Source organism: Affinundibacterium macrobrachii (genome assembly GCF_014652415.1).
GTDB lineage: Bacteria > Pseudomonadota > Gammaproteobacteria > Burkholderiales > Burkholderiaceae_D > Undibacterium > Undibacterium macrobrachii.
This window is the reverse complement of sequence record NZ_BMYT01000005.1, coordinates 104,199-118,588: the sequence shown is the minus strand read 5'-3', so window position 1 is coordinate 118,588 and position 14,390 is coordinate 104,199. Positions and strand designations below refer to the sequence as shown.

Below are 14,390 nucleotides of genomic sequence, written 5' to 3'. Positions count from 1 at the left end.
TGTGGGAACGTTCGAATTATCTGGTTTTCAATTTGTGTAGATACCTGCTGCTACCAATACAAAAAAGACGATGGATTGAATGGACTAAACCTTGCGCACAGATACAAAAACTACCTAATTTTGTACAATTTAATACAATTTCCAAGTCGATTACTTTTATATAATGCAATCAAAAATAGCGTTCCCCTCAACACCAACTCACTCGCACGTTTGTTTGATTAACCAATAAAACAATCAATTGGCCGCAATCAAAATGCAATCGTGACGTCCTACTAGATTGGATAAAACATGATCGCGCGCGATGTTAAACTTTTTATGGCAAGTATCCAGCGTTTTGGCGCTTTATCATTCGTGTTTAAGCTTGACCAACAACGCTATTCTTTTTCCGAACGATGCTTACTATGTAGGTCGCGAAGCGCTACTCTTAGCGTGATGAGTATGACTATATTGTCTATCGGATTGCTAATTCTTAATGGGACTAAGGCTTATGCGCAAGAATCCGATGGAAAAATTATTACGCGCTCTGCGCTCGGTGCCTGGCATCTTCGTTATAACGAATCAACGCCGGGATTAAATTGTGGTATTCGCTTTATTTCGGGCAAACGCAATGTCGATAGCTTTGCCATATTCGGACCGACTTCGACCGCAAAGCATTCCACCTTATTGTTTTCTGGTTCGCAAATTCCGGTAACGCATGCGGCACAAGAAACCGATTTAATCTTACGAATGAAAGGCTTGCCTGAGTCAAATTTAAAGGGAGTGATATTGCCAAAACAGGCGAACTCAAGTACTAGTAACTTGATGGTTGCTGCCGGCGATATTCGTACATTATTACAATCGATGCGAGATAGCGAAAAAGACCTAGGCATATGGATGCCCGAAAGCGTAATTCCTAAATTGCTTATCGAATTAAATTACGATGGACTTGATAAAGCGCGTACAGCCATGCTCGATTGCGTTGCTGGGCGCAAAATCGGTGGTCAAACGATGGATGCAGCGCTAGCAGAAATCCGTCCAGTAGGAAAATCGTCAATCAGTGGACGGGCCTACTTCAAAGGTGGATTGCTTGCTTCTAAACAATATCCACCCAAAGGCAGTACCGCGGTTTCACTCATATGGCTCACTGATGAATTTAATGCTTGGTTCGCCGACGTCAAAGCTAATAAAAAGCTTCCAGATCAGATTCCCGAACGGATCGCCAAACACTTTATCAGTACAAAAATTCTCGATGATGAAGGTAAATTTTCCTTTCCTCGCTTGCCCGCTGGCGAATACACCTTGCTTGCTAATTTTAATTACGATAAGGAGATTAATGTTCCAGAAGTGGTCGGGCAAACACATACGTTTAATGCGGCTGGCGTACATCTTGGTACGCAAGATAAAGTCGTCAATTGGTCCTATATCATCAAACAACCAACCACCTTCCAAAAACAAGTATCAATTAAGAACGATGGGGATAATGTGGAGATCACGCTAGATAAATCACAAACCATTTGTTTCTTTGTTTGCTTTTAGTATGTTGTTGCTGTGCGCGTAGTTTGCTCTAGTTTAGCCAAGCAAATCATCAATATTACATGCGATTACCAGAACGATAGTCGCAAAGCTTAAGTGATTGTGCGCATCGCATTTTCGTATAAGCGATCAATAGGAGATCTTCCATGCTTTCGATCAAATCTTTAGGTTGTATGACATTACTCTTGACGTTAATGAGTAATGCAGATGCTAACTGGGCACTATTTCACCAACAAGGAAAAGTTGGTCAAAGGGAGGCATGGTACGCACAAATTACCCGTGTTACCGATCGTACCGAAGTGGAAGATATGCTGGGCAAAGGTAATGACATCATGGCTAAAACCAGTATCAAAGAACTGCCCATTATTGTTGTGTACGAGTCCGTCACCGCACCAGAATGGGATGAGCTAAAACTACAATTTGAATGTCTCAACAAATATCGTGTCCTAAGCTATAGCGAAGCAGAAAAAGCAGCGAAAAAAGCGCGGCAGGAAGGCAAACAATATAGTTCATCCGTCATCGTCGATGGCTGGAATGATCCGCAACGATGGAATGATCCGGTCAAGATGCGTATCGCGCCGCGCAGCTATACCGTACCCAGAGTTGATCTATCCAATCGCCCCATCCAGCAAACCCAATGGGCACTCAATAGCAATGCGGCGATGATCAAAGCCCAGAAATTTGCATGCCAAGATGAAGATGTACGCCTTACTTTGCAAGAATCCACTGCCAACGGTCAATGGAATGCCGAAGCCTTCAACTCGGGCTTACAAAAAATAGGTTTGCAAGAAGCTGTGCATCCACTTGAATCAAAAACAGTCATTGATCTGCTTAACCTAAGCTGGAATGTACTTTGGAAAGGCAGCAAACGTGCTGACCCTTCAGGGCTTTGGGTGAAAAAGCTGAGCCCAGAAGAGAAAGCCCGCTATGATCTTCAGTACGCTGCCATCGAAAAGCAAATGAAGAAGCAAGTTGAGGCCGCGCAAAACTTCGGCCAACCCATCATAGAACAACATCAAGCCGAATTAGAATTTTTAGAAATCGTAAGAAAAGTTCGAGGTGATCGACAAGTCGGCCAAGAAGAAAGAACCTTACTTTCAGTATGGCAAGGCAGGCCTGAGGAACAAGTCGGCGCAAGTATGGGTTCACCACAGATTAGCGAAGTAGGTGGACTGAGATTTTTAAACTACCAGTCATCATTTGATAATCGATCAGCATTAGTAAGTGCAGCGTCTGGTCGAGTGCTATCAACGCAAGGAGCGAGCGGCAGTTGCCGCATCAGTTTCATCACCGCCATGGATCAAAAAAAGAATTGGCGGGTGGCAGATATTCGCATTGATTCACAAGGAGAAGTCGGTGGCGGCGTTTGCCGAGACTTATGGCGCACACCAGCAAATTTAGCACTGCCGTCAAAAAAATAAGATGGAGTAAAATACTGTGGAACGAAAAGACAAGGCATCTTTGTTCTCGATGCTTGATGCTTGATGTTTGATGCTTGGTGTCGATATCTAATTAGATGCGAGGAAAATGAAATCAATCTTTGATTAATAAGGTCGTCCAGTCTGCACGTTTCTGCATATTTTTTTGTACCGACCTCTGCTGTAATCCCACTATTACCTATCTCCAAAAAATTATCATGACAACCGAAGCAACTCCTTCCGATCACAGCACAAACAATGCATTTCTCGATGAAATCGAAGTTCGGGTATTAGGCTCACTTGCTGAGAAAGAAGCAAACACGCCAGATAACTATCCACTATCTTTAAACGCTTTAGTCAACGCATGTAATCAATTAACCAGCCGTGATCCTGTGATGTCACTAACAGAATCACAAGTGAGCGAAGCACTTGATCGACTCGCCATAAAAAAATTAATCGGTGTGACGCATCAAGCGGGTGCCAGAGTTGCTAAGTATGAACATCGCATGCGTTTAAAATGGATGCTTGAGCAAGACAAACTAGCAGTGTTAACGGTATTAATGCTACGCGGATGGCAAACCGCTGGAGAAATTCGAAATCGAGTTGGTCGCTTGCATGAATTCGCCAGCGTTGCAGATGTTGAAAAATCCTTAGATTTTTTAATGAATAAATATCCCGCGCTGGTAAGCCGTTTAGCATTAGCTCCTGGCACAAAAGAACCTCGCTACGCCCATCTACTCAGTTGCGATGAAGCCGAGATCGAGCAACAACAATCGACAAATTTTGCGACACCTTCAACAAACCAAAAAGATCGCATCGCGCATTTGGAAGAAGAAGTGGCGCAATTACGTCTTAGCGTATCGGAGCTTACCGCTCAGTTTGCTGAATTCAAAAAACAATTCGAATAGCTTAGCACTCAATTGGCAACGAATATATTGGGTCACATATAGAACGACTCAGTGTCTGCACATAAAATAATCATGCATCCGAACTGGCCACAAGTATTTCAGTGATGTGATCACCAGAAAACTCATCTGATGCCGATAAAGCAAATTTAAAGTAAATAGCACTTTTCGGGAGATGGCAAATGCAAGACTGGCCTATTCTTAAGAATTTTTGGGAACGTCATTGCGATCCTGCTTATCATTCTGACCCGCGCACCAATTACTCATGGCGACGGATGGTGCAAGCTTTATATGCTTGTCATATTCCACACCCAATTGCTTTGAAATTTGTTTTGGAAGAGCGTCCTAGTCTGGAAGAATTTCGCACTTGGCTAGTGCGATCGAATTCGGAATATGTAATTCTCGATCAAACTGATGATGCGATACAAAACGAATCTGACTATCAATTAAGTGCTGAGCAAATCGCGTTTTGGGAAGAAAATGCTTATCTCGTTTTGCCGCAGGTCATTGACGCCCAAGCCTGCGCAGAAAGCCGACAAGCAATTCTTGATTTCTTACAAGCTGATTTAAACGACCCAAGCACATGGTATCGCTCGCAATCACAGAGACAGGGATTAATGCTCCCGCTGTATAACCACCCTCGTCTCAATACCAATCGAACATCAACGCGAATTCGTGCGGCGTACGAACAACTATATGGTAGTAAGGCAATTTACAAAACGATCGATCACGTCAGTTTTAATCCACCAGAAACAACGCACTATTCGTTTCGTGGAAATGGTTTGCATTGGGATGTTAGCCTCGCGCAGCCTATCCCAAATCGATTTCAAGGCTTATTATATTTAAGCGATTGTAATGAGAACGACGGTGCATTTCATTGTGTGCCAGGCTTTCACCAGCAAATACCAAGCTGGTTGAACGGATTAGGCCCAGATGAAAATCCTCGTCGTATCGCCGAGCAAACGCTAATCAGTAAGCCCATCACCGGCAAAGCTGGGGATTTCATCATTTGGCATCAAGCATTACCACACTGCGCGACTCCCAATCACGGCAGAACACCACGAATGGTGCAATATCTGAGCTATATACCGAACGATGACGAAGAACATCCGATTTGGATTTGAAGGCTCAATCAAGATTGAACAGCGTTCAATCTAGGACACGATTCCTCCTTATAAGTAGCTCTCAACTTTAAAGGCAAGATACGCTGCCGATTGCAACGTCACTTATTAGAATTTTCAAGTTATAAAAATTTGGCTAACTAAGATAACTAAGCTGACTAGACTTACATAGCCTTAAACATGTGCATATAAGCGCGACTCACAGGAAGTTCGCCATCATGTCCACGCATTTGCAAGTAGAGCCGAGCATTGTCATCGCGTCGCGTAGACAACAGGTGATCCACATTAATAATGATGCCACGATGCACTTGCCAGAAGCACTGCGGGTCAAGCTGGCTGGCTAACTCCATAATAGAACTGCGAATTAGATACTCATGTTCCACCGTGCGAACAAGGGTATATTTTTCATCGGACTGTAAGAAAAGAATGTCCTCCACGGGAATGACGTAGGTAATACTACCGCGGCTGGCACGCAGGTGACGCAGCGTCGGTTGAGGACTGGCGATACGCGGCATCAATTGCGCTAGCACTTTTGCTAGTTGCGTCGCGTCGGACAAAGGAACGATCGATGCAGCATTCCCATCACTCGCATTGACAGCAACTGCAGAATGGTTTGCTAAGGTTCGACGCAAGCGATCCACCGTCAATTGAAGACGCTCGATTTTTAGAGGCTTAAGCACATAGTCAACGGCCTCGTGTTCAAAGGCACTCAACGCATGTTCATCGTAAGCTGTTACAAACACTACGCGGGTCGCTCCTTCAATTCCTTGAGCGACTTCTAGACCTGTCAGGCCAGGCATCTGGATATCTAAAAACGCAATATCTGGCTGTAGCAGTCCGATTTGCTCAGCAGCGGCGAGACCATGCTGTACCGTCGCAACAATCTCCAACTCTGGCCAAAGTTCAAGAAGACGATCTTGCAATACACGTAGCAAATGAGGTTCGTCGTCAGCAAGCAAGGCTCGGGGGCGTTGCATGGAATTCATATTCATCGATGTCAGCTCAATTTAAATATTCGTTAAATAGTAGGTATCAATGGAGGATATGTAAGAGGCAAACGTAAGTACACGCGAGTGCCTACTTGATTTGCTCCCATCATCAATAGCAAACTAGCCTGCGCACCATACGCAGCCTGCAACCGCTCGCGGATATTCCTCAGCGCTACACCGTTACCTCGACGGGGTCGTTCCTGCGCAGCAATCAGGCCGATGCCATCGTCTTCGATTTCGATGCAAAGCGTATGGTCTTCAATGCGTGCACGTAAAACAAGCTGGCCACCTGCCACCTTGGGTTCTAATCCATGGTGGATTGCGTTTTCAATCAAGGGTTGTAAGAGTAGCGGTGGAATTTGTGCGTCTCTTAGCTCAACTGACAAGTCCAGTTGCCAACGTAAACGATCCCCCATTCGACATTGCATTACGGTCAGATAACTTTGCACTAGATCCAACTCCTGACCCAAACTCACGTTTTGCTCGCGCATCTGTAGCAGGCTCGCCCGCAAGTAATCAGTAAAGGCATCAAGCATGCGCTTGGCCAGCGCAGGTTCATAATCAATCAAGCCCTGAACATTAGCGAGGGTATTGAAAAGAAAGTGGGGCTCGATCTGAGCTTGCAAAAGACGTAGCTGCGCCTCGGTCATTTGCTGTTGAACTTTATGCGCTCGCAACTGAGCGCGCAGTCGCCACCAACTCAGTCCTGCTAGCAGAATACCGCCAGCAAGGAAGGTAATCAGCGCCCCGTAACTCGGTAATCGAGGTTGCACAATACTACCCGTATCGACCGAACGCATCAGGACATCCTGAGTAATTAGCCCCAGCACGCTGCAGATTGCCGGCACGCCAATATACGCCAACCAACGCGAGCGCCCTACCCCTTCACGCCATTGCAAGAGTCGCTCCGCCGAGATGACCCCACTCAAAACAATAAAACTGCCTTGCAAGAGCAACATGATCGTGATACCAGTTAGCATCGCCCAACCTAAATTCGATAGCCACCGCTCTATACGCAGCAGATTACCGCTAAACAACGCCGCAAAAAGGACGATTGCCATACCCACACAAGCACCAGTAAGAGCGATCAGAGGCCAATGGGCACACCACGGTAGACGGCGTTGCGCACCGATGTTCCAAAGATCGTCAAATGCCGTACTGAGTACATATCGCCACGAAGAGTCATGCGCGGTATTTTTTTCAAAATGTTCAGGTTTAGTTTTGGTAATGCTATCCATTGAGACTGCCACGTTGAGTTGCACGATGTCTGACTTAGATGGAATGTAGCGGACTTGCTTTAGTCTCAAGGCGCGTAATTGATTAAGCTGCTGCTGAGTGCTGATCTTGAACGCGTTCGTCGAAAAGCTGTGCTCAAGTCGACTCAAATCGAGCTCGACGAACATACCAATGCTAACGTGTTCAATAGCGATCAATTGTGAGTCATTAGGCATGCAACTTTGGGGGGAATAGAATTAATGATGAGATTGAGAATTTCTGACGATAATTGATTCAAAATTGATTCAACAAGGATGGGATTACAGACTGTGAATTGGCCGATAAGTCTCGCACATAAACTAATTATTGGAAAGTATTTTTACCATTGGCATTGTTGATTATTTGTATTTCTTTTAGTTAGTCACCTACACTAGGCAACTGAATTGCTGCGTAGTTTAATAAACCCCGATAATGATCAAGCTAAGTACAAGCAAATCCTAGGCGCAAATAAACACAAACAAACAAGCGCACCGACTTTACAAGTCAAATTTTATGTAAATCAGCGACTGAATTGGATTGTCGATTGTGCTGTCGATAAGATTCAAATACGAGATTCTAAAATATTAAACTCCAGCATGAACAAGCAGGAGTAAAATCGCAGTGGCGATTGAAAATCTATTTTAAGTGGCATCTGAAATCAACTAATCTGCGCTAAGTATCAATGCGGCTTAACAATTGATCGGTGCGTCTTGAAATAGGTTTTTAAATTAAAGGGCGCAACATGAATACTGTGCAAAACGAAGCACTGCATCAAATCGTCATTGTTGGTGGCGGTGCGGGTGGATTGGAATTGGCTGTACGCCTAGGAAAACGTCTTGGTAAGAAAAGGAAAGCAAGGATTATTTTAGTCGATGCCAGTCGTACCCACTTGTGGAAACCACTATTGCATCAAGTCGCTGCTGGCACCTTAGACAGCCATGCAGATGAACGTGAATACTTTGCGCTAGCACGTAGTAAACATTTTGAATTTCGACTCGGTCGTATGCATGGTTTATCGAGAGAGAAGAAAGAAATTTATCTAGAGCCAACTCTGGACGAAGAAGGTATCGAGTTACTACCACAGCAAGCCATCCACTACGACCAACTGGTGATAGCGCTCGGCAGTCAAACGAATGACTTTGGAACCAAAGGTGCAAATGAAAACTGCATCATGCTTGACTCTTTACAAGCAGCAGAACGTTTTCACCACAAATTAGTGAACTGTTGTCTGCGTGCGCAATCACAAAAACAAAATGCTGGCGAAGGTCGCTTCACCGTCACCATTATCGGCGGCGGAGCTACTGGGGTAGAGCTCGCCGCAGAATTGCACATGACCACTAAGATTTTATCAAGCTATGGCTTAGTCAATTTTCATCCTGAAAAAGACTTAAAAATTGTGATCGTCGATGCATCACCTCGCTTATTACAAATGTTGCCCGAACGCCTGTCTGATGCAGTGGCAAAAGAGTTGCGTAGCATCGCTATCGAAATTCATACCAATGAAAAAGTCGTTGAAGTAAGCAAAGAAGGTGTTGCCATGGCTAGTGGAAAATTTATTCCCAGTGGTATCGTGGTGTGGGCCGCGGGTATCAAAGCGCCTGATTTCTTACGCAACTTAGATGGACTAGAAACGAACCGTTTAAATCAATTAGTGGTACACCGCAATTTACAAACAAGCACAGATGTCTCGATCTTTGCCATCGGTGATTGTTGTGCGTGCCCACAAGGAGAAGGACAAGCGAATGTGCCGCCACGTGCGCAATCAGCGCACCAACAAGCATCGTGTTTAGCGGATTCTTTATGTCGCTCACTGGAAGGAAAACCACTCAAAGAGTTCACTTACAAAGATCATGGCTCTTTGGTTTCGCTCGGCAATTACAGTACCGTTGGTAGCCTGATGGGCGCAATTGCCAGCGGTTCTGTTTTTATTGAAGGCACGCTCGCGAAATGGATGTATTGGTCACTGCATAAACATCATCAAGTCGCGGTCAATGGTTGGTTCCATACTTGGTTATCCACCTGGGCCGAGACCATTGATCGTGTCAGAAATCCTAGAATTAAATTACATTAATCCGCATTACTTGCATTGATATTTTGCTCTAGGCATCAATCTCAATCCCAACAATTCGCGATAAGTAACTACAGATTGCTTATCGCGAATTTTTTACCTAGTATCCGTTCTCTGCGAGCTCAATTATTCGGAGGTCGATGTAAGATGTTTGCGCCCTCACCTTCACGTCCTTGAAAGAAACTAGCCGATGCTTGCTCAGCGCAATACATGCGAAGAATTTGCATGGCGATGCGTGTTTGCTGACTGCGTGCTTGCTGATTCTCTTGCAGTTGCACAATCATTCTCACTTCTGCAAATACAGGCACACCATTGCTCGAACGCATGACAGGATAAGGACGATAACGCGGTTGCACTAGCCATTGATCGCCTTGCCCAGCAAGCGATAAGTCTTCTAGTTCTTGCACAGATGGACCAATTCGCAAATCTTTCCCGCCACAAGAATAAATATTTTTCGCAACGATTTCTTGTGCTGGCAAATTTAGCTCATGCCATTGACTGAGTTTGACATTTTTGGGCTCAAAAGGAATTGTTAGTTCTGCAGACAAGCCCTTGTGTACCAAAAAATACCATGCAGGATGACTGTGCCAATTCATTTGCGACTTTTGAAGTTGTCGTAAAAATTGCGCATCATCCTCTAATTCGCTCAAGATCAAGCGATTGAGAATATAGTCGTGCTGTTGGCGTACACCATGTTGCGTCGAAAAGAGTCTGCCATTGGCATCCACTTCAATCTGATGTGGCTCGACGATCGGCATATTCCATAATAATGAACTCGCATGCAAATCGAATAGCGTGCCACGTTGCCAAGCTTGGTATTCTAACAGCGCAGGATTATCACCGCCCGCCAACCATGCGCGACTCGCTTGCATCCAAGACTGTTCAGTCTTTGCTCCTTGCCATGGTGGGCAATCGGCTAACTGTGGCCATAATTGGCTATGGACTTGATGTAGGCGGTACCCCATCGTCAACAGAGAAGTGAACGCTTGAAATTCAACCAAGCGAATATCCCAGCTATCGCCATCGCAAATGATCGCGTAATCAATCGTTAATACATCCGCCGCTGTACCATGCTGCCAACCATGTTGCTGAATCGCTTGTGCTTGTAAATGGGGTTGCAAAACCTGGCAGAGTGCTTCTGTCCTTTGCGTCAATTTGTCTTGTAAGCACTGCGATGCGACTAGCGGCCATTCGGAAAATAGCACTGCTTGCGGTGGCAGATGTGGCGTCCCGGCTGCTTGTGCCCACAAATCATGGATGCGCTGTTTAGATTGAGGTGCTGTTTGTTGCAGCTCAAAACTAAGCGGATGAAACGGATGATCAGCAGGCACCACTGACTTACTGCCTATATTGTACGGGTGCAAATTGCGCTTCCTCAGTTTCGTAAATCAAATGCTGAACCAATGTTTGGTAATTTTCAGAACGTTTGAATATACCGCGTTGAATATCTGCAGATACGCCTTGAATAAACAAAGCTTGGATCTTTTCGCGCATCCGCTCAAATAAGCCCAATTCTCGTGCTACTGGCGTTAAACGCACAAGCCATTGATCAAAATAATCATGCAAGCTGATGGGTTTCTCGCTATTCCAATCAATCAAGGCAGCAGCTAATCCATGCCGACGTACCCGCCATTTATTTTCTTCCAAACAAGCGCGTGACAGCGGCTTAGTTAATCGACCACGCTGATAATCTTGCACCAGCGTTGCGGCTTCACATTGCAACAAGGCTGTGATTAACCAGATGTGTTCGAGCGATGGCGTGGCATCACAAATTCTCACCTCCAGCGTGTGATAACGATGATGCAAACGTAAGTCTTCCCACATGCCATGCTGTTCTTCCAGAGTACCAACTTTGCGCAACAATTCTATGTGTTTGAAATACTCTTCTTCTGATCGCCAAATATCAGGTGTTCCCATACGCGGCAAGCGATCTAACATCGAATGACGCCAACTTTGCATCCCTGTGTCACGGCCCTCATAAAAAGGAGAGCTCAAAGAAATCGCCAACACCGGAGCCAAACTATTGCGCAAAGAATTGAACACTGCCATAGCCGGAATTCCTTTTGGCAAACCCAAATGAACATGAAATCCGTATGACACCAAACTACGCATAATGTCAGCGTATTCATCCACTAAACGAATATAGTGCTGATGCTTGTGCAGGTCTTTATTGATCTCTTGTTCCTTCCAGTTAGAGAATGGATGCACCCCCGCGGATAGAATTCGTTGGCCTTGCGCATGCGCTCTTAAACGAATAATTTCACGCATAGAAGAAACACTGGCGACGATCTGATCTGGGGTATGGCAAATAGGCGTCTGTAATTCGACCACTGCCTTATGCAGCTCGCAGGAGGAGCTACCGTTGCAATCAGGATAGTCAAGCTGACCACGATCAAAATCATGCGCCACCAACTCCAAACTATCTTGATCAACGATTTGTAACTCTTCTTCTGCACCTAAAGTAATCAAATTACGCATGCATCCCCTCACTCATCGTGGTTATCACTACCGAATTTATTCAGAACTATCCTGTCAGCGAAAATATGCCGCAGCTGGATCAGGTATTAGAAAGAGTGTAGCGGCAGGAATGCTAATTCAATTGCAATAGTAAAGGGCAATAAGTAGAGCTGTTTGTGAATTTAACTTATCTTCATCAAAGTCAATTACCCCTCCTTCTTCCTAATTCGTACACCAAAGATCAAGAAAACAATGTATAGAAATACAATCTCACTTACTTTGACAACAGTTTGCATTCTTTAAAGATCAGGTCTTCAACGCTTAGTATATTAAGGAGTACAATGCGAATTCATTAAGAAATTTTAAAGATAGACTCGTATCTTTAAAAGTTTGGGGCAATTTATGATCACTTGGCGACGCATTTTAGCCATCATTCTTTTCTGCATACACCTGCCTGCCGCTGCGGAGATCGTCATTCGCACCGCTGCCCAAGAATCCTCTGAACCCAAATACATTGCAATTCACCATGATGGTAAAGCGGCGATCGGCGGTATTTGCGTCGATATCTTCCGTGCAATTGAGAAACGCTTCCCTGAAATTCAATTTCGCGGCGACCAAACTTGGATGCCACGCCTACGCATTGATGCGAATTTCCTTGAAAATCGCATTGATGCTATTTGCGGAGTACAAAATATTGATCGAAACACTGCTCAATATAAACTACTCAACACACCACTGTTTACAGTTGATTATCTACTCGCAGTCAGAGCGGACGACCCCATTCAAATTGATAGCTGGGATGATATTCGAGCCTTAGGTGATGAAGGGACAATCTTAGTGATCAGAGGATTTGGCATCACTGACATCTTGCAAAAGATGGGCGGTTTAAAAATCGACTATGGTGCCACTTCATCCATCTCGAATTTAAGAAAACTACTCGCAGGTCGTGGTCGCTTTTACTGCCACCGCTCACCCGGAATCAAAACCTCAATTAGACATTCAGGATTCTCAAAAGAAATACGCCTATTAGATAGCCCCAAATTATCAGAGAAATTCTATATGGGCTTAAGAAAAAATCTGCCTGACAGCCATGTAAAAATGATAGAAGAAGCGCTCATCAGCTTACAAAAATCGGGCGAGTTAAAACGTATTTTTAATCGCTATCGAGAGTAAGCAAATATACTCGTGCGTTGTTCATGCATTATTGATCCAATCAATCTTACTGATCATCCTCAGGTATCAACTTCACTTAAAGACGATCTAAGATCTCCATAGCCAGTTTCGCTGCATGTACGCGTAACTCAGGAACAGCTATAGCTTCCCAGTAACTCGCTTTTAGCATCGGTCCTATATAAAAAAGGTCCTTGACCTCTTGCCCCTCTTTGCCCAAAGTTTGGTAATTTGACGTCGTCGATATGCCAATACGTAATTGGTCTGCGCAAATCATTCCATCATTTACTAACTGCTGTATTAATGGGTCGCGAATTTGATGAATATCACTATTGGGACCAGTGCAGTTAAACATACCTATCGCGTCTATTTCTTCCACAATTTCTTGTCCGCGTTTTTTGATTTGCAAACGCCACCCTGAAGCAATTGGCTGCACACTTTCAAGTCTTGCTGCAAGCACTTCAACCAGCCCAGACTCAATTAGAGATATAAATCGTTTATACGCAATTGGAGCCAATCGGTGACGATGGGTATCCCAATATGGCAATACTTTTGTTAAAAATCGACGTCGTTCATCAAAAGGCAAGCGCGACCATATCTCTGGGATATGAGGACGTAGCTCATTGATCACATCTCGCCAATTACCTCCGCTATTTTGACGACGCGATATTTCAAATCGTATAGCGCGCAGAAAAGCCCTCACTGTACTCGGAACTTCGGCAAGAATATCTGACATTTGTCTTGCCGGAACTTTAGGATTCACACGATGCGACTGCGGTACCAAACCCCGCCGAGAAATAAGTAAAATCTTTTTATTCACCCCTGCACTACTTAATTGAAAAATCAAGTCAATTGCAGTGAGACCACTACCTATTACGACAAGCGATTGTTGATGCGCATTTTGGCAAAGATTTGGAATATCTTTTTTCGTCAAAAATACATTGCTATCGGTATCCAATTGCTTCTGAGGGAATGGATTACGTGATTCAAAGTGTCCTAGAGCCAACACGACTCTGTCGAACACCAAGCTGTGTCCTAATGCGGTTTTTACAGAAAATCTTTCATTGCCAATTCTTTTTACAGCCAACACATTAGCGCAAATTATTTCAAAACTTGATCCGAATTCCTTCTTTGCTTTGGCTAATAAATCTTCTAAGTAGTCACCGTAAATTCGTCTAGAAACAAATGTTCCTTCATGAAAAGCTGGATCAATCTCTTGGCAATATTCAACAAAGTGTTGCGTATCATCGGGGAAAGCACTCATATTCCCCGCGGGTACGTTCAACAACAAATTATCATCGCGTGTACCATAAGCTAATCCTCTACCAGGGTAAGGATTTTGATCAATGAGCGAAATATGTATTTGACTACCTTGACTTTGTTTGACTAATTGAATCGCAGTAAGCAAGCCGCTAAATCCTGCTCCAATAATCGCTATTTTTTTCATAAATTTTTATTATAAGGCTGCAATCTCAGCAAATATGCATCATTTTGGC

Annotated in this window: 11 protein-coding genes; 6 read left to right on the top strand and 5 right to left on the bottom strand. The window is 44.3% G+C overall.

All coding sequences use genetic code 11. The features are described 5' to 3' along the window. Positions 1 to 438 precede the first annotated feature (438 nt). The 4 genes from IE103_RS14605 to IE103_RS14590 all read left to right on the top strand — a co-directional run bounded on the left by IE103_RS14605 (position 439) and on the right by IE103_RS14590 (position 4,959). Complete coding sequence (locus tag IE103_RS14605) at positions 439 to 1,515, top strand: hypothetical protein (protein WP_229827304.1); 1,077 nt, start codon at positions 439 to 441, stop codon at positions 1,513 to 1,515. A gap of 143 nt (positions 1,516 to 1,658) precedes the next feature. After that, positions 1,659 to 2,933: a hypothetical protein gene (locus tag IE103_RS14600; RefSeq protein ID WP_189346870.1), complete on the top strand. Its 1,275-nt coding sequence runs from the start codon at positions 1,659 to 1,661 to the stop codon at positions 2,931 to 2,933. Positions 2,934 to 3,148: 215 nt separating this feature from the next. Next, on the top strand, positions 3,149 to 3,838 hold the full coding sequence (locus IE103_RS14595) for a YceH family protein (protein ID WP_189346869.1): 690 nt from the start codon (positions 3,149 to 3,151) through the stop codon (positions 3,836 to 3,838). Between the two features lie 179 nt (positions 3,839 to 4,017). Further along, positions 4,018 to 4,959 (top strand): phytanoyl-CoA dioxygenase family protein, encoded by a 942-nt coding sequence (locus tag IE103_RS14590; RefSeq protein WP_189346868.1) that lies wholly within the window; start codon positions 4,018 to 4,020, stop codon positions 4,957 to 4,959. A 161-nt stretch (positions 4,960 to 5,120) separates the two neighbouring features. Here IE103_RS14590 and IE103_RS14585 read toward each other — a convergent pair whose 3' ends face one another. Then, positions 5,121 to 5,933: a LytR/AlgR family response regulator transcription factor gene (locus IE103_RS14585; RefSeq protein WP_229827303.1), complete on the bottom strand. Its 813-nt coding sequence runs from the start codon at positions 5,931 to 5,933 to the stop codon at positions 5,121 to 5,123. 41 nt (positions 5,934 to 5,974) lie between these two features. After that, positions 5,975 to 7,396, bottom strand: a complete 1,422-nt coding sequence (locus IE103_RS14580) for a histidine kinase (RefSeq protein ID WP_189346867.1) — start codon at positions 7,394 to 7,396, stop codon at positions 5,975 to 5,977. 545 nt (positions 7,397 to 7,941) lie between these two features. Here IE103_RS14580 and IE103_RS14575 point away from each other — a divergent pair. Further along, positions 7,942 to 9,270: an NAD(P)/FAD-dependent oxidoreductase gene (locus IE103_RS14575; protein WP_189346866.1), complete on the top strand. Its 1,329-nt coding sequence runs from the start codon at positions 7,942 to 7,944 to the stop codon at positions 9,268 to 9,270. Between the two features lie 119 nt (positions 9,271 to 9,389). Here IE103_RS14575 and IE103_RS14570 read toward each other — a convergent pair whose 3' ends face one another. Both IE103_RS14570 and IE103_RS14565 read right to left on the bottom strand, forming a co-directional pair. Next, positions 9,390 to 10,631: a hypothetical protein gene (locus IE103_RS14570; protein ID WP_189346865.1), complete on the bottom strand. Its 1,242-nt coding sequence runs from the start codon at positions 10,629 to 10,631 to the stop codon at positions 9,390 to 9,392. Next, positions 10,606 to 11,745, bottom strand: a complete 1,140-nt coding sequence (locus tag IE103_RS14565) for a carboxylate-amine ligase (protein ID WP_189346864.1) — start codon at positions 11,743 to 11,745, stop codon at positions 10,606 to 10,608. Before IE103_RS14565 ends, IE103_RS14570 begins: the two co-directional genes overlap by 26 nt. Positions 11,746 to 12,126: 381 nt before the next feature. Here IE103_RS14565 and IE103_RS14560 point away from each other — a divergent pair, with 381 nt between their 5' ends. After that, positions 12,127 to 12,897, top strand: coding sequence for a substrate-binding periplasmic protein (locus IE103_RS14560; protein ID WP_189346863.1), 771 nt, complete (start codon positions 12,127 to 12,129; stop codon positions 12,895 to 12,897). A 76-nt stretch (positions 12,898 to 12,973) separates the two neighbouring features. Here IE103_RS14560 and IE103_RS14555 read toward each other — a convergent pair whose 3' ends face one another. Next, a complete protein-coding gene (locus IE103_RS14555; RefSeq protein WP_189346862.1) occupies positions 12,974 to 14,341 on the bottom strand; it encodes an FAD/NAD(P)-binding protein in 1,368 nt (455 codons plus the stop codon). Positions 14,342 to 14,390: the final 49 nt, after the last annotated feature.